Source organism: Bacillus sp. ISL-18, from assembly GCF_018613415.1.
Lineage (GTDB): Bacteria > Bacillota > Bacilli > Bacillales > Cytobacillaceae > Neobacillus.
On record NZ_JAGGQG010000039.1, the window covers coordinates 1 to 16704 of the forward strand.

Below are 16704 nucleotides of genomic sequence, written 5' to 3' on the forward strand. Positions count from 1 at the left end.
CGTGCCACATGCTTGAACTTCGCAATATCAACTCCTACAATAAGAGTTTGAGAAGTAATTTGAGCTATTTTCTTATTCTGGTTATAATTCATTTTAAAGCCTCCTGGTTTTTTAGAGATTTGTCCTTTTTGCTGGCCAGCGTCGGGACTCTCTCATTCTACCAAGAGGTTATTTTTTTGTTCAAACTCCATTTTCTTTCATTACAGGAATGCTGCCCCGTTAGCGGAACAAGAAGAGCGATTGCTCTTATTGAACAATCGCACCCGTTAGTTTAAGTGAATTTATTCACATTAGGATTATTATTAAAAAATATACGTATAGAAGAAATTTAGCAAGACCCAATTCTGTGTTAGAATTAAAGTAACAGTTTATTATGAACGGAGTGGGTTAATCGATTTTAAAAAATAATAACATTGAAATTTTTGCACTAGGTGGTTTAGGTGAAATCGGTAAGAATACTTATGTTATTCAATACCAAAATGAAATTATTCTGGTGGACGCAGGTTTTAAATTCCCTGGAGATGAGTTGTTTGGCATTGATTACGTCATCCCAGATTATTCTTATTTGATTGAAAATGAGGATAAAATAAAAGGTTTATTCGTTACACATGGTCATGAAGATCATATTGGTGGTATCCCCTTTTTATTAAAGGAAATAAACATCCCCATCTATGCAGGAAAATTGGCTATTGAATTAATAAAAGAAAAGCTAAAAGAACATGGCTTATTGGATAAAGCGAGACTATATGAAATCGAAGAAGATAAAACTATTGCTTTTATGATTGTTGCAGTAGATTTTTTTAGAACAACCCATAGCATACCTGATTCTTACGGTATTGTTGTAAAAACTCCGAAAGGTAATGTCGTTCATACAGGAGATTTTAAGTTTGATTTAACTCCTTTAGGTCATCCATCAAACATTTCTAAAATGGCTGCTATCGGTAATGAAGGAGTTATCTGCCTGCTTTCAGATAGTACAAACAGTGAAATACCTGGATTTTCAATGTCTGAAAGAAAGATTAGCGAAACGATTCACGACCTTTTTAATAAAATTTCTGGGCGGATCATATTTGCTACCTTTGCCTCTAATATGTATCGATTTAAACAAGCCATTGATGCCGCAATTATTAATAAACGAAAAATTGCTGTCCTTGGAAGAAGTCTTGTAAAAGCAGTTAGGATAGGCCAAGAGCTTGGCTATCTAACCATTCCAGATAACACATTGATTGATGAAACTAAAATTAACCAATATCCTGATGATCAAATACTGGTTATCTGCACGGGAAGCCAGGGTGAACCTTTTGCTGCTTTATCAAGAATTGCAAATAAAAGACACCCCAGACTATCAGTAAAGAAAAAAGATACTGTGATTTTTTCATCCTCCCCTATACCAGGTAACACAACTAGTATCAACAAAATTATTGACCAATTAAGTCGTGCTGGTGCGAATGTAATTCATCACAAGCTCACTGATATTCATACATCAGGTCACGGTGCACAAGAAGAACTAAAACTTATGCTTCGCTTGATGAAGCCTAAGTTTTTTGTACCCATTCACGGGGAATACCGTATGTTAAAAAAACATGTAGAATTAGCACAGGAATGCGATGTACCTTTTAGCAATTCATTTATAATGGATAATGGGCATATACTCGAAGTCAATGAAACGACTGCCAAATTGACTGGCAGTGTCCCAGCAGATCCAGTTTACGTTGATGGTGAAGGAATAGGTGATATTGGGGAGATTGTACTTAGGGATCGTAAAAAACTATCAGAATCAGGTATTTTAATGGCGGTTATAGCCATTGACTTTAAGAATAAGACTATTATTAGGGGACCTGAAATTATTACAAGAGGATTTGTCTTTATGAGAGAATCTGAAGAATTATTAGGAAAAATTAAGGATGCCGCACACACAGCTACTATAACATCTCTTGAAGCAGAAAGACTTCAGTGGGGAAACATAAAAAAGGAAATATTAAATTATGTTGAGCCGTTAATTTATAAAGAAACTGGAAGACGACCTATGATCCTTCCAGTAATTATGGATGTCAATTAGTAATGTCATGTAATGTTGGAATGTAAAAAAGCACGCTGAAAAATTCAGCGTGTTTTTGTCATATTAGTTATTGGACAGCTCTTTTTGTGAATTCTTATTAAAAAACAACTTCATCATAGGAGGAGTAACAATCGTTGTTACAAGAACGACAACAACAATTACTGCAAACATTTCTTGACTCAACAGTTTTGATTCTAAACCAATAGCTGCAATGATTAATGCAACTTCACCACGAGATACCATAGCTGCCCCAATGCCGAACGAACTCTTCCAAGAGAACCTAGCAGCCTTCGCACCAATGGACGCACCAATAAGTTTAGTCAAAATAGCCAAAATGCTTAATATAACAATTAGAATTAGATTTTCTTTAATACCTTCAAAATGAGCAGTAATTCCAATTGATGTAAAAAATACAGGGACAAATATCGAGTAACTAATCGTTTCTATCTTTTCGAATACCTCGTGCTTAAAGTCAGTTAAGCTTATAGCTACACCAGCAATATACGCTCCAATAATTGCAGCGACACCTGTATACTCTGCTAAGTATGCAAAAATAAAACAGATTATTAAAGCAGATGAAACGACAGTTTCCGTTACCTTCAAAATGGCGAATCTTTTCATAAACAAGGGCACAACTTTCCAACTAACAATAATGGCTCCAGCAAAAAATAAAAATTTCTTAAGAATAACTGTCGTTAAATTGACATCCCCACCTGCAAAACTCATTAAAAACGCCAAACCGATAACTACTACCACATCATCAATAACAGCTGCCCCTAAAATTGTAGCTCCTTCAGGAGTTTTTAATTGCCCCATCTCTTTCAATGCTTGAACGGAGATACTTACACTTGTTGCAGAAAGCAATAATCCTAAAAACCAGGATTGTATGGATGTAAGATTTAACATCATTCCCGCAAAATACCCTAAAACAAGTGGAACGACAATACCCCGAATCCTACAAAAGTTGATGCTTTTCCAGTCCGCTTAAATTCATCAATATCCGTTTCTAACCCAGCTATAAACATCAAAAGTATAACACCGATCTGACTGAATTCTGCTAAGGTTTCTGTTTCTGTTACCAAGCCTAATACTGATGGTCCGAGTACAATTCCAATAAGGAGTTTTCCGAGGACTGATGGTTGCCCCAACCTTACACTTAAACTCCCAGCTAATTTAGATGCAATTAAAATAATAGCTAATTGAAGTATTAACACTTTTACTACCGCCTTCCCTCTTACTAGAATTTGTATATAACATAAATAAATACAAAAAAACCTGTCACAAGGGTATAAAATACCCTTGTGACAGGCTCCTCCAATTTAAAAATAAAAAATTATTTAAGTTATATTAGTGACTAGCAACTTTCTCAAGCCCACCTGGCTTGTTATGAACTGCTATTTTGTCAATTAGTTTATTGCTTTCAGTATTTAAACCTTTTAGATTCACTTTGACACCATTTTGATGATATTTGATGACCACTTTATCAATGGCACCTACAGCAGAATCATCCCAAAGGTGAGCATTGGACAAATCTATATCAATCTCATTAACAGCTTCTTTATAATCAAAGCTGTTAACAAAGTCTGTTACAGAAGCAAAGAAGAGTTGTCCAGATACATGATATATCTTTTTATGTGATCCTTTAGAAGAAAGACTTGTTACAGTTACCTTCGAAATCTTTGCTGCAAAGAAAATGGCACTTAGAATAACTCCAACTAAAACTCCCATGGATAAGTTATCAGTTTTAACCACTGTAATAACAGTCACAATCATAACAATCGTATCAGTAACTGGTACCTTTTTTAATGATTTAAGGCAGGACCAATCAAATGTTCCAATTGAAACCATGAACATAACTCCGACTAAGGCTGCCATTGGAATTTGTACCAGGAACCCTTTAAGCAACATGATTAGTGTCAATAAAAAAGCACCTGCAACAAATGTAGATAAACGTCCTCTACCACCAGATTTAACATTGATGACAGACTGACCAATCATCGCACATCCAGCCATACCGCCAAATAATCCTGAGACGATATTAGCGATACCCTGACCACGTGCTTCCTTATTTTTATCACTTTCTGTATCTGTCATGTCATCTACAATAGAGGCAGTTAAAAGTGTTTCCACTAGTCCTACCATAGCAATAGACAAGGAATAAGGAAAAATGATTTGCAATGTCTCAAAGTTAAACGGAATGTCAGGAATTAAAAATATAGGTAATTTTGAAGTCAATTCACCCATGTCCCCAACTGTACGAACATCACTTCCCGTAAATATTGAGATTGCTGTCATAACAATAATCGCAACTAATGGTGAAGGTACAGCTTTAGTAAAACGAGGTAAGATGTAGATAATGGCAAGTGCTCCTGCTACCATGGCATACATTTGCCAAGATGCCCCTTTAAATTGGACTAATTGAGCTGAAAAGATTAATATCGCAAGGGCATTAACAAATCCAGTCATTACGGATCTAGGGACAAATTTCATCAAACGACCTAGTTTTAAAGCTCCCATGATTATTTGTAAAACACCAGTTAGGATAGTTGCAGCCAGTAAATATTGCAAGCCGTGGTCTTTAACCAATGTCACCATTAATAAAGCAGTTGCACCCGTGGCAGCTGAGATCATCCCAGGTCTTCCACCCACAAAAGCAATCGTAACGGCAATACAGAAGGAAGCGTACAATCCCACCATTGGATCAACACCTGCAATGATTGAGAATGCAATTGCTTCTGGAATTAAAGCAAGAGCAACAACAATCCCTGCTAACACATCTCCCTTGACGTTTCCAAGCCAAGAATATTTAATTGTACTTAAATTCAAACTTAGCACCTCTCCCTTTTCTTTTGTTTTTTTATTGACTTTCAACTCTCATGAAAGTCGGGTCCGTTGTTAACAAAATAAATTATAAAGGATTGTGACCAATTTGTGAAATGCCATGAAAGCGGGCACAAGAGTCATTTCCTTTGTCATACGATGTTTTTCTTTCTTTTTCGAGATAACTTCTAAAGTTGAAAGATTTTTTTGGAAGATATAGGGACCTTTGGTTTGTAGTATAATCCAATTGAGTAACTTGATATTATTAGTTGGGAATTGTGATTTTTGTAAGGAAGGGAGTGGCTATCATTTGATTAGCGAAATAAGAGGCATACGTTTTTTTATGGATGGGTAATCGTGTGTATAGCTGGACTAGGTAGTTTTTTTTCTGGTCCTGGTCAGACATATTCCAATTCTGTTTTTATTGATGAATACATAAAAAGTTTTGGATGGACTCGTTCGGAAATCTCTAGTCTTTATTCTTTTGCCACATTATGTTCAGGTATACTTATGATGTTCATGGGTCGCTTGGTGGATAAGTTGGGCCAAAGAAAAATGATGGTGATTGTTAGCCTATTACTTGGGTTGGCATGTTTTTTTAATAGCTTTGTCGTTAATACATGGATGATGGCAATTGGATTCTTTTTAATTCGATTATTCGGACAAGGAAGCATGACACTTATTCCAAATACGCTTGTTCCCCAATGGTTTATTCAAAAGCGTGGTCGTGCCATGAGTTTTATGGCATTAGGTGGTGTTGCAAGTGCGGCATTTTTCCCAGTCGCCAATGCGTGGCTAATTAAAATAACGAGCTGGCAAACGACTTGGCAAATATGGGGAGTGTTATTAATCGTTCTATTTGCACCTCTAGCTTTTTTTGTCGTACGTAATCGTCCAGAAGATATTGGCTTGCACCCTGACGGAAAACCGATCATTGTTCCTAAAAATAATAATCACAGCGATAAAACCATGACCGTTCAAGATGATGATTGGACATTACAAGAAGCCATGAGGACTAGGACTTTTTGGGCGATATTAATTTGTGTCGGTATTCCTGCACTCGTTAATACAGGGATAACTTTTCACTTATTGTCCATTTTCGGCCAGAATCAATTATCACCGCAACTGGCGGCTACCGTTTTAAGTTTAATGGCTATTATAGGCTTCCCAATTTCGTTTATATCAGGGTTTATATTAGAAAGAGTAAGTACCAATCGATTGTTAATCTTCGTTTTTGTTTTAGAAGTTCTGACTTTATTTTTGTTAACAAAAGTGAATAGTGCCACTTTAGGAATACTATTCGGGGTTTTATGGGGAATCGGCGGTGGAATTGAACGAATTACGCTTAATATTGTTTGGTCCAATTATTTTGGCAGAAAATATCTCGGAAGTATTAGCGGCGTTGCGATGATGGTAATGGTTATTGGTTCTGCATGTGGACCTTTGCCATTAGGAATAGGTTTTGACAAATTCCAAAGTTACAACGAAAGTTTACTTTTACTAATGTTCTTTCCAATGATCGGGCTCGTAAGTGCAGCTATCGCAAAGAAACCTGATAAACAGAAGTTGTTTATTAAGAATGCTGCAAAGGTCAATTAGGTTAAAAAAGTTAAAAACAGAATGGTATTGTAACCATTCTGTTTTTACTTTGTTTATTTAACTATCAATACGGGACAATTTGCACGTTTAGCCACTTTATGACTAACACTCCCTAAAACAAATTCTTGAAGCACATTAAGTCCTCTGCTTCCAATGATAACAATTTCAAACTTATTTTTATTAACATAATCAACAATAACAGGACCAGGCTCGCCATGTAAAATCTTAATCTCATAAGAGACACCCGATTCTTCTGCCATTCTTTCTACTTCCCTCATTCGACCTTTACGACTGTCACCAATATCTGCTGAATTCCAATTACTAAGCACATCAGATTTCACTCTATCTGGATCAACAACATATAAGACCTCGATTTTGGAATTTGGACTGCATTTAGCGATATTGATCGCATTTTCTGCTGCTCTTTCTGAGTGTTCTGAACCATCTGTCGCTAAGGCAATTTTTTTGTACACTCCCCATAACCTCCCTTAATGTGTTCCCAGTTTATTGGCCAGTTTATTTACTAATTCTGTACTGTCCTCGTTTAATCCTGTTACATTTACCATAATATTATTTTCTTCAAATTTTGAAACAATCTTATCGACTGCTGCCACTGCTGAGTCATCCCATACATGGGAACGGCTTAAATTTATCTCAACAATTCTGATATTTTCCTTGTAATCAAATTTTGTTAAAAGCTCCGTTACAGATGCAAAAAATAGTTCCCCATTAACAAGATATGTTCTTTTATTCCCTTCCTTTTCACTTTTTACACTGATTTTAGAAATCTTAGACACAAAGAAGATGGCACTAAGTAAAATACCTGCAATAACACCGATAGCTAGATTATCTGTCAAAACAACTGAAAGGACAGTAACAATCATCACGATCGCATCACTTCTTGGAAGTATGTGAAGTGTTCGTATAGAATTCCAATCAAAAGTACTAATGGATACCATAATCATGACTCCAGCCAATGCGGCCATCGGAATCTGTACAACGATTTTCCCCAAAACCACAATTAAAAACATCAAAAAGACACCTGCAATAAAAGTCGAAAACCGGCCCCTTCCACCTGACTTAACATTAATGACAGATTGGCCAATCATTGCACACCCAGCCATTCCTCCAAAAAACCCAGCCACAATATTGGCAATTCCCTGACCTCTACATTCAGCATTTTTATTACTTCCTGAATCCGTCATATCATCGACAATAGAGGCTGTTAAAAGCGATTCTATTAAACCGACAACAGCAAGTGCCAGCGAATAAGGTAGAATAATCACTAAAGTATCCCATGTGATTGGGATTTGAGGTATCAAAAATGTTGGTAATGTTTGTGTAATGGCTCCCATATCCCCTACTGTTCTCACATCGATCTTCATAAAAATTAATAAAGCTGTAATTGCTACTATCGCTACAAGGGTAGAGGGAATCACCCTAGTGATATATGGAAACAAATAAATAATGGCTAAAGTCGCTCCGACTAATACATAAATAATCCAAGTTTCTCCCACAAAGTGTTGCAATTGAGCCATAAAAATCAAAATAGCTAAGGCGTTAACAAAACCAACCATAACTGATCGTGGGATGAATTTCGTATATCTTGCCAATTTTAACATTCCAAAGATAATTTGAAAGACACCGCATAAGATGGTGGCAGCTAATAGATATTGTAGACCATGATCTTTTACTAAATCTATAAAAACCAAGGCCATGGCCCCCGTAGCAGCAGAAATCATTCCAGGTCTTCCACCTACAAAAGAAATAACCACTGCAATAGTAAAGGATGCATAAAGTCCAACCATCGGATTCACCCCAGCTATTATGGAAAAAGCAATGGCTTCAGGAATCAATGCAAGTGCAACTACTATTCCCGAAAGTATATCTCCTTTCACATTCATAAACCATGACTGTTTATAAGATAGTTGATCCAAGAAATTACCTCCCCATACGTAAAACCTCTTAAAATATAATGTTATATAGTTTACATACAAATAACATACCCTTCTAATTCAGAAATTAAAGCACATAATCTGTTTAAATGTTACAATTAACCTTTTTCAATATTACTTTCCATTTATTACTGGGACATGGAAAAACCATAGAAAAAATACAGTAGCAATTATCGATAATAAGTAAGTTTGCAATGGTTTTTTGGAGTGTAATCCTATAAAGAAAAAGGCTATTATATCGTATGGAAAAGCATACAGTAACGTCCAACCATTTTCATGCCTTATGACACCTAATTTTAAGGTTATGTATTCAATGATAAACCAATAAACAGCAAACGATATTACATGAATAATCTTGCCAATCATCTTTTTAGGAAATGTACTTAAATATACTAATACTATACTAGGGTAAAGTAAAAACAAAACATATAAATTATGTATGGTGTGATTATGAAAAAATATATTATTATCTGTATATTCCCATAACGGAAAATTATAGGTTAGAAAGTTATATAATAAGTCACAACATAGAACGTAAAGGATTGTACTATGATACAAACGCAAGTTTTTCCAATATCCCATTACTACCACAACTGCAATCCAAAGTAAGCTTTCTGTTATATGAAACATAATTAAATACCTTCTATAATTTAAATTTAAGTATTCAGTATCCAAATATTAAATTTCCAACAAATATTGTTTTATATTCCCCTATTTTGTGTTTATTATTTAATGAACCCGATTAGGGACTTCTTTTGAATTTGAATTTACTTCTTTAAAAATGTTATTTTTAACAGAGTGAGGCATATTAATTTGAGGAAAATTTTCGTTTATTATCTTTTTTAAGTCTCCTATTGTAACTGGCCTAGCATGAGGCATTAATTTATATCCCAATTCGCCATTATTCTCGATTGTCCCAATTTGAACATCTTCGTACTAATACCTGACATTCGTAAACGTTTTTCCAATTCATCCACATTAACTCGAAGTGTTCTTAAATTATCCACTAGTAGTTTTCCATAGGAAATCACGAATATCGACATTTTACATACGTTTCCCCTCTGTTATCAATCAATAAATTTTTTTAACTGTTTGTATCCTTTGTTCTCTTCACTCATTAAAGGGACTATTGCACATTTTTCTGCTAATTCGGTGGTCACTTTGTTAATCCAACCTTTTTCAGCTTCTGCTCTTCCCCATAATACAGGATCTTTAGTTTCAGTGGCGTAAAGGCTCTAGTTAATGACCCACCATTTAGGGGTTATATCTGCACCTTTTAAATCTTCCTGTAATCGACTAGCTTCTAAAACTGGCGTAGCTTCTGCTAGTTACGATGACCACACTAGTTTCTTTAGGATTTCTTAACCGTGGCAATAAGGTTTTCATGCTCTCAGGTATTTCACCCGTTGAACGGGCCAATTTTTTGTGATAAGACTGAGCAGCATAATTCTCAATTGCATTACAGTTGGTTTAAAAGATTATACTGCTAAACTGCACGGCCAAGAAATTAAGAGGTTGGCATTTTATAGAGCCATGTATGGAGAAATTGAATTTATAGACAATTTCCACGATGGAAACAGACAAGAGTTTATTCCCTTCATAAATGCTCAATAGAAGGCCAAAATCATCATTCCTTAACCCTTTTTTATAGACATCGGCATATTTATAATTAATCACCTTTATCCATTCGTGCGATCGCTTGTTACCTTGATACTTAGAATTGGACTTCTTAAGTACAATTTTGCTTTTATATGTTAACGGGTAATCTGTAGATTTATTTGTTAAATAATGTACTCCTATCAAACTTTTTTCAGATAGGAGTTTCGTTTGGAAGAACTCTATAGTACAGATCTAATAATTTTTCCTAGATTTCTTCATTTTTCTTATTTAATAATCCCTGTTCCCCTTATGTCTGTTACAACTTCAATATTAAATTGAATGTCAGGATAAATTCTTTTCCAATTCTCCCATTTTTGATCCTCAGATCCTACTCTTGAAGCTCTCTATACATTAGCCCGAATCCAAATGGATCAACCCCATTATCCTTAAATTTGGTTAATAAATTTCTTATTCTATTTTCAGAGGATTTTGAAGCTAACTTTCCGTATTTTTCAAGCTGTTTATCATCAAGAGTGTCTGTTGACTCTTCCACTGTTCCTTTGATTTTTGTTTTTAATTGTATCACTGGCTTATTCTTTTTAGATTCTTTCATTGAAAAATCACTTTTGAACATTTGTGTTGTTACCATAAATGATAAACTTCCTTTTTTAACTTTTATATCTAACTTTTTATTATTACTTTGAATAGCATTAAAAGTCTTTGTCTCATCTTGAGATAAGATTAAAGCTTCTTTATTTCCTTTAAAGACTGAGACCGTATTAATAAAAAAACTATTATTATGAACATCTATTATAGGAAGGTACCCATCAATTCCTCGATCACAGATACTCCTGTAAAAATTGAAAAGATAGTTGGTAGAGATATAAGGAGTTTCTGTACCCGCATCCCCAAAATAAAGGAACAGAGAATTTGCAGGGATATTTTCATCTTTCGGTTTAACTTGTAAAACTGTTTTTGCGTATGGTTTTCCGATTGCAACATAAGCGACTTTTTGTACATCTCTTCTCCTCATAAACCAATCCATAACTTTGCGAAGATCTTTTTTTACAACGTCACTTCCAAAAATAATAACTTTGGTATGTCCAAAATCCAATTCCCTATCTGTTTTGGATTTTAAGACTCTTATAGCTTCGGTAATCGATTTTGCCTCTTCAGTTATAACATATGACTTATCTTGAGTTGATGCATCCGAACTTGGAATAGCAATCTTCAAACTAACACTGTACTCGTTTTTTCCTTCTTTGGGTTTGTCTACTCCGACAGCAACCACAAAAGCCCGTTTATCTATATCTTTAAAACCCGTTTCAAATCCACATAAAATACAATTCATACATATCACGGATAGCAAAATAATAATCTTCATTTGACTTTTGCCCTCCTTTTAATCCAAAACATAAGTGCTGTTACAAAAACATTTACAAATACCAATAAAGAAAAATATAACTTTGTTACATAATAAACATCTGTTTCATCCAAAAAAATACCACAGATAAGGATAATTGTAATAAATAAAAGAACATAAAAATATTGGACCACATTTATATTTTTCCAATTAATTTGAGGCGTACAACTTTTAAAATACTCTAAACTTACATGCCAAGAGATGGTTACCCCAACTAGAGCCATGCCAATATATAATAATAAAAATAAAAAAAGGACTCGTTCAATGAATCCAAATTCCATATGCATAGAGTCTGCAGTTGCAATCCAAGGAAATGTATAATTATCAATGGTATCAATCCCATTCAAGCCAAGAGGTATGAATACAGATGTAAATAAATTCATTATACCAACAATTCCTATTCCAATCGCTTGATATAATTTTAAAGGTTTTACTTTCTTCTTAAATAACCTATTAAAGATACCTAAATAATAATATCCAAGCAAAGAATAGGATGCAGTGCCAATACCTGTGAAAGATGGTTTTTCTTGAAAATGAGTAAATACAATTTTTATACCATCCCACTTAAAATAGGGATTAAAAATAGACTTAAAAAAAATAATCATAATTAAGGGAATACTGAATAAAATGACAATTTCCAAAGCATATAAAAGTCGTTCAGAGTTCATCACGAACCAGTGCCAACTAGTACTAAAAACAGTATACTTATTAAAAATGAGGACATTTCGGGGCTTATAAACATTTTTGAAATATTGATAAAAGCTAATAAAACAAACCATCCAGATACATAAAAAAGGATTCCCACGAAAAATAAGAAAGGTACAGAAAACCATTTTGACGTATACCTTTTTATAATTTCTGGTTGTCCTAGTCCAGGGAATTGATTCAGGGTATTACAATAAACATAGAGAAAAACAATTGTAATGATTACTGCAATAAGAATCGACATAATCGTTCCATTGAATCGTTGTTCAATTAAATATCTTGGTACATACGCCACAACATTTATTAGCATATTGACAATAATCAAATAATAAAAATAACGATTCACTTTCCCATCTTCCTCCCTTCTTACTCAATAAATGAATTTTAGTCTAAAGTCTTTTCTTTTCAGAATAGACTACTTTTAAAAATGGCTGACCTAAACTATCTAAACTTATAACGTAAAAAAGTAAGCCAAGACATCCTACTATTAATCCAATGATCCCAGTGAGTGTCGTTAATAAGAGTAAAAAATACTTTGCGACTCTAATTGTTAAGCTCATTTCATTGATTGGTATTACAAAATTACTTATTGCTACTGCGGATACAATGATAATCATTATATTAGAAACTAAGCCTGCTTCAGTAGCTGCTTGGCCTAAGATTAAGCCACCAACTGTTGTAGCTGTTGGGCCGATAGTTTTCGGTAAACGAATCGATGCTTCAATAAGCATCTCCATTGTTAAGAGCATGAACACTACCTCAATAAAGGATGGATAAGGCACATTCGCTCTACTTCCAGCTATTGATAAAGCAAATTGTACCCTAAATATTTCAGGGTTATATGAAGTGATGCCTACATAAGCAGCTGGTAACACTAAGCTAGTAAAAAGCCCCAAATATCGCAGTATAATTAAGAACTTAGAAACCCAAAAAGGTTGATAAAAATCTTCCATAGTACTCATAAAGTCAAAAAAAGAGGCTGGACCTAATAGGGCAAACGGCGTTCCTTCAAGTAAAATCACAATTTTTCCCTGTAAGAAATTGTATGCTATTCGATCTGGTCTTTCGGTAGTTATCATTCGGGGAAACAAAAGATGTTTCTGTTTCATCAATATACGAGAAAGTTCTCCCGTGGATTGGACAATATTTACGTCAACATGATTTATTTCTTTTTTAACTTCCTGTAACGTCTCAGATTGGACAACTTCAGAATCATATAAAATTGCTATCTCTAAATTAGTTCTTGAACCTATTAATTGAAGTTTTTCATATTTAAGAGTGTTTTGATGGTAACGATTTCTTAATAAATTTAAATTGACTTCTATGTTCTCACTTAAAGAATTTTGTGGACCTAAGATTGTTGCTTCAACTGTTGCAGGTAGGACATTATTATTTGATGATTTTTTTAGCTCAACCAGGAGAACTTGATCTTTTAATAGTAAAACAATGCTTCCATGCAGCAAACTTTTAACTGTTTCTTTTACGTCTTTATAGGGATTAAAAATGGGAAGGCTTTGAATATATTTTTCAAAAGTCTCTATTTTTCCAATATCAAAAAAAGGTTTGATAAGCAATTCTTGAATTTTATTATTATCAATCACACTTTTCAGAAAAATCATTTCAAATTCTTCTTCTCCATTATCAACCTGTCGGAAAACACAATCATCGGTATCCTTAAAATTCTCTTCTAACACTCTTTTCACTTGTGTTGCTTGATTTTGTTTTCCAAACATGACGCTAACCTCATTTGTAAATATCTTTTAGGGATATTCTTTCCCTATTTTGTTTAAATTATTAAGCATTGCAAGTATGAGTATTAACATTGATAAAAACAACAAAAAATGCATTAGCAAAATATCCAATGCATTTTAAATTCTTCTATTCAAAGGATTTGAATTTCTTTCTAAAAGCTAATTTATGAGCCAAATAATAAATACAGGTATAGAAAGGTACCGAAAATATGGATTTCCAAATTATAGGATTGTAGATTTCGATCCATTCAATAATGGTTCCCCAAAAAAAGCAGCTACCAAACCAAAGATTAAACCAATAAGCCATGGGTTTCGACTAGTAAAAATATTTAATCAAGAACATTACACAAATAGGCAATAGAGATAAGTCAAAAGGAATGAGTGATGGGCTTACAGGTGTCACGGGTCTTTTATAGTCCCATAGCGATGTTTGAACACCTATAGTATCTATTGTTATCGATATTACACCTACAAAAAGACCTGCGTACAGTATACAATCCGAACTATTTCTCTTTCTATAAATCAACCACAGACCATATGGTATTATGGTTAATGCAATCTCTAGCCACCATTCCCATGTAAATAGAACTTCTTGTTTCCAAGCTGCCGCCCTGTGTCAGAACGCTTTATGAAATTCAATAAAGGATTCTTGCATGCCTTTGGTTGAGCTCATTAGTATCCCTACCTAAATAATAATTGGATTTGGTTTTATAATTACCCAAAAGTTATTTGCATAACCACTACCCTTTTTTGAATCACAAAAAGGCAACCATCATTAGACAGTTGCTAAAACGAGATACCCATAATTCAGTTTATGTAAAATTATAATTTTGTTTTAGTCAAAACACCTATTAAAATTCTCTATAACAAGATTTTAAATATGGTACATATCTTTATATATTTTAACTGTTTTATTTTGTTCCTGTATTGATGCATTTGGTTCATGGCTCCAACCCATTCCTTTTATAAATTCCTCATATCGTTCCTTTAGGTTAAATTGTTGGAGAGCCATTTGTAGGTGAATGTCTTTAACGTTTCTTGTCTTCATGCGTAAGGCAGAATTAAAATTATCTTGAGACATCGTTTTAGCAATGTGACTTCCCTCAAACGAAATGGTTTTATCACTTACATGTTGTTCCACTTTCCCACAAGGTATGTCTACCGCTTGCAGCTGATTTAAGGCTGCTACTGTAACAGTTGCATTTTGTGATGGATCTATCAAATTTATCATAACCCATACGTGGTTGCTCATAAATAAAATTTGTTCATATAATATCTGTTTCAATGTTGGATTTTTGCTGAACAATAATAAGATTTTAACTTTTTAATTACTCCTTTATGTACATCCAGATGTTCTGCCATAAGTCCCAAATCAATTGTTTTTAGCTCATGTTGAATCCCCCTATAATCATATATTCCAAACATATTATTATCATGACAGTAGAGCAAATAACGACAATTTATAGAATGGATTTAATTGATTAAACTTGTCTTAATATTGAGATTAATGCCCTTCTATTTACTGCACATAATAAGTTCCACTCATTATGGTCACTGTTAGTGTTTTTGATTAATCCTTGGATTTCGCTTCTTTGTTTATTAGTTCAGGCCTACTAAGGTAGAATATTTAATAATCAAGAACTTCTACTTTTTAGTGGTTGTGGTATTTTTATATGTAAATAAAACAAAAATAAGATAAATTCAAAATTGGAGGATTAAAAATGTGGACATATTTTTGGGAAGCTCTTCTATTTGCATCTGTTGGAACATTCATCCTTAGACTAGGAGGAAGAAAATCCATTTCACAAATGACCGTCCCACAATTGGCAATAATCATTTCATTGGGAACTATACTTGGTGGAGAAGTAGCTGGAAAGGGGATTGGTAACTCCATATTAGCTGCTGCTACTTTTGTTGGGTTTCTGGTAGTAACCGAATGGATTTCTCTACGCTGGAACGGGGTAGAAAAGGTCTTGAAAGGCGAAGCAATTCCTGTAATTTCTGAAGGACAACTCTTGATAGACAACTTAAAAATATTAAGAATTTCTGTGGATGACTTGGAAAAACGTTTAAGAATGGCAGGTATTAATCGCATAGAAGATGTTCAAATTGGAACGATCGAAAATAATGGAGAATTAGGTTATTGTTTGATGCCACATGCTAGGCCAGTCACAATGGGTGATTTAGAACGGATTTTGAAAGCTAATTTCTCACAGTTAGTTAATTCGAATAATATGGATAACATATTTAACGAAGTGATTTTAGGTAAAAATTTTCTAAAGATGTTTCAAATCAATTACATTAAATTTATTTCAAGTTTTAATTATAGGGCTGCTCTATCGCAGACCCTATTCTATACGAATAGACCGATGTTTAAATATGATACAAAGTAACCAGTAAAGTGAATTTACCAAACAGTTACACTAAGTATTTGTGACCGTCTAGTTAAATGACACAGTTTCTGCTCATTTAAGTGACAAACTTAAATGGAAATTAGATTAAAACCAGTGTCTTTTGACATAATACCCCTACGAACATGATTCTCTTTTAAAACGAAGTCAAACAGTTTTTGGCAAAATAAAAGGCAGTATGCTTTATGTTTATAAAAAGAGCCTCAATTATACAAGTATGTAAAAAACCTTGTATAATTGAGACTCTTTTTAGTTTATTTCTTGTTTCAGTAAAGCATCCATTACTTTAATAGCAATAGGTAAGACTTTGATGTAATCTCCATCTTTTCCCCAGCTCCACACCCAACGTGCGATTTTCATCGCATTAGGCGTTCCATCTTAC

At 33.9% G+C, this 16704-nt stretch carries 14 protein-coding genes and 2 pseudogenes; 3 read left to right on the forward strand and 13 right to left on the reverse strand.

Features of this window, described 5'->3' with window-relative positions; genetic code table 11:
* The first annotated feature begins 394 nt into the window (after positions 1-394).
* Positions 395-2059: a ribonuclease J1 gene (rnjA, locus tag J7E81_RS29895; RefSeq protein ID WP_215047781.1), complete on the forward strand. Its 1665-nt coding sequence runs from the start codon at positions 395-397 to the stop codon at positions 2057-2059.
* 63 nt (positions 2060-2122) lie between these two features.
* Here rnjA and J7E81_RS29900 read toward each other — a convergent pair.
* Positions 2123-3273: pseudogene (locus J7E81_RS29900) on the reverse strand (cation:proton antiporter).
* A 133-nt stretch (positions 3274-3406) separates the two neighbouring features.
* Positions 3407-4885 (reverse strand): SulP family inorganic anion transporter, encoded by a 1479-nt coding sequence (locus tag J7E81_RS29905; RefSeq protein WP_215047771.1) that lies wholly within the window; start codon positions 4883-4885, stop codon positions 3407-3409.
* Positions 4886-5236: 351 nt separating this feature from the next.
* Here J7E81_RS29905 and J7E81_RS29910 point away from each other — a divergent pair, with 351 nt between their 5' ends.
* The gene (locus J7E81_RS29910; RefSeq protein WP_308162313.1) at positions 5237-6478 is read left to right on the forward strand and encodes an MFS transporter; all 1242 of its coding nucleotides are present in this window, start codon (positions 5237-5239) and stop codon (positions 6476-6478) included.
* Positions 6479-6531: 53 nt separating this feature from the next.
* On the opposite strand, the gene J7E81_RS29915 is transcribed toward J7E81_RS29910, so the two are convergent.
* From J7E81_RS29915 to J7E81_RS29950, 11 genes and pseudogenes are all read right to left on the reverse strand, one after another.
* A complete protein-coding gene (locus tag J7E81_RS29915) occupies positions 6532-6951 on the reverse strand; it encodes a universal stress protein (protein ID WP_215047772.1) in 420 nt (139 codons plus the stop codon).
* Positions 6952-6966: 15 nt separating this feature from the next.
* Entirely contained in the window at positions 6967-8382 is a 1416-nt protein-coding gene (locus J7E81_RS29920; protein ID WP_374104123.1) for a SulP family inorganic anion transporter, read from the reverse strand.
* 165 nt (positions 8383-8547) lie between these two features.
* Positions 8548-9063 (reverse strand): CBO0543 family protein, encoded by a 516-nt coding sequence (locus tag J7E81_RS31480; RefSeq protein ID WP_374104121.1) that lies wholly within the window; start codon positions 9061-9063, stop codon positions 8548-8550.
* 248 nt (positions 9064-9311) lie between these two features.
* Positions 9312-9476, reverse strand: a complete 165-nt coding sequence (locus J7E81_RS29925) for a YetF domain-containing protein (protein WP_215047774.1) — start codon at positions 9474-9476, stop codon at positions 9312-9314.
* A 24-nt stretch (positions 9477-9500) separates the two neighbouring features.
* Positions 9501-9876: pseudogene (locus tag J7E81_RS30790) on the reverse strand (ArsA-related P-loop ATPase); the annotation flags it as partial.
* Positions 9877-10420: 544 nt separating this feature from the next.
* Positions 10421-11416, reverse strand: a complete 996-nt coding sequence (locus J7E81_RS29930) for a Ger(x)C family spore germination protein (protein WP_215047775.1) — start codon at positions 11414-11416, stop codon at positions 10421-10423.
* A complete protein-coding gene (locus J7E81_RS29935) occupies positions 11413-12126 on the reverse strand; it encodes a hypothetical protein (RefSeq protein ID WP_215047776.1) in 714 nt (237 codons plus the stop codon). Before J7E81_RS29935 ends, J7E81_RS29930 begins: the two co-directional genes overlap by 4 nt.
* On the reverse strand, positions 12123-12506 hold the full coding sequence (locus J7E81_RS29940) for a GerAB/ArcD/ProY family transporter (RefSeq protein WP_215047777.1): 384 nt from the start codon (positions 12504-12506) through the stop codon (positions 12123-12125). Before J7E81_RS29940 ends, J7E81_RS29935 begins: the two co-directional genes overlap by 4 nt.
* A 43-nt stretch (positions 12507-12549) precedes the next feature.
* On the reverse strand, positions 12550-13893 hold the full coding sequence (locus J7E81_RS29945; RefSeq protein ID WP_215047778.1) for a spore germination protein: 1344 nt from the start codon (positions 13891-13893) through the stop codon (positions 12550-12552).
* Between the two features lie 334 nt (positions 13894-14227).
* A complete protein-coding gene (locus tag J7E81_RS31485; RefSeq protein ID WP_374104122.1) occupies positions 14228-14437 on the reverse strand; it encodes a CBO0543 family protein in 210 nt (69 codons plus the stop codon).
* A 348-nt stretch (positions 14438-14785) separates the two neighbouring features.
* Complete coding sequence (locus J7E81_RS29950) at positions 14786-15133, reverse strand: hypothetical protein (RefSeq protein WP_215047779.1); 348 nt, start codon at positions 15131-15133, stop codon at positions 14786-14788.
* 499 nt (positions 15134-15632) lie between these two features.
* On the opposite strand from J7E81_RS29950, the gene J7E81_RS29955 reads away from it, so the two are divergent.
* Complete coding sequence (locus J7E81_RS29955; protein WP_215047780.1) at positions 15633-16304, forward strand: DUF421 domain-containing protein; 672 nt, start codon at positions 15633-15635, stop codon at positions 16302-16304.
* The last annotated feature ends 400 nt before the right edge of the window (positions 16305-16704 follow it).

Bases quoted from the DNA above. Each gene is read 5' to 3' on its own strand.
- J7E81_RS31480 (WP_374104121.1), bottom strand. From the start codon at position 9,063: ATGTTTCATATAACAGAAAGCTTACTTTGGATTGCAGTTGTGGTAGTA.
- J7E81_RS29930 (WP_215047775.1), bottom strand. From the start codon at position 11,416: ATGAAGATTATTATTTTGCTATCCGTGATATGTATGAATTGTATTTTA.
- J7E81_RS29920 (WP_374104123.1), bottom strand. From the start codon at position 8,382: ATGAATGTGAAAGGAGATATACTTTCGGGAATAGTAGTTGCACTTGCA.
- J7E81_RS29955 (WP_215047780.1), top strand. From the start codon at position 15,633: ATGTGGACATATTTTTGGGAAGCTCTTCTATTTGCATCTGTTGGAACA.
- J7E81_RS29925 (WP_215047774.1), bottom strand. From the start codon at position 9,476: ATGTCGATATTCGTGATTTCCTATGGAAAACTACTAGTGGATAATTTA.
- J7E81_RS29945 (WP_215047778.1), bottom strand. From the start codon at position 13,893: ATGTTTGGAAAACAAAATCAAGCAACACAAGTGAAAAGAGTGTTAGAA.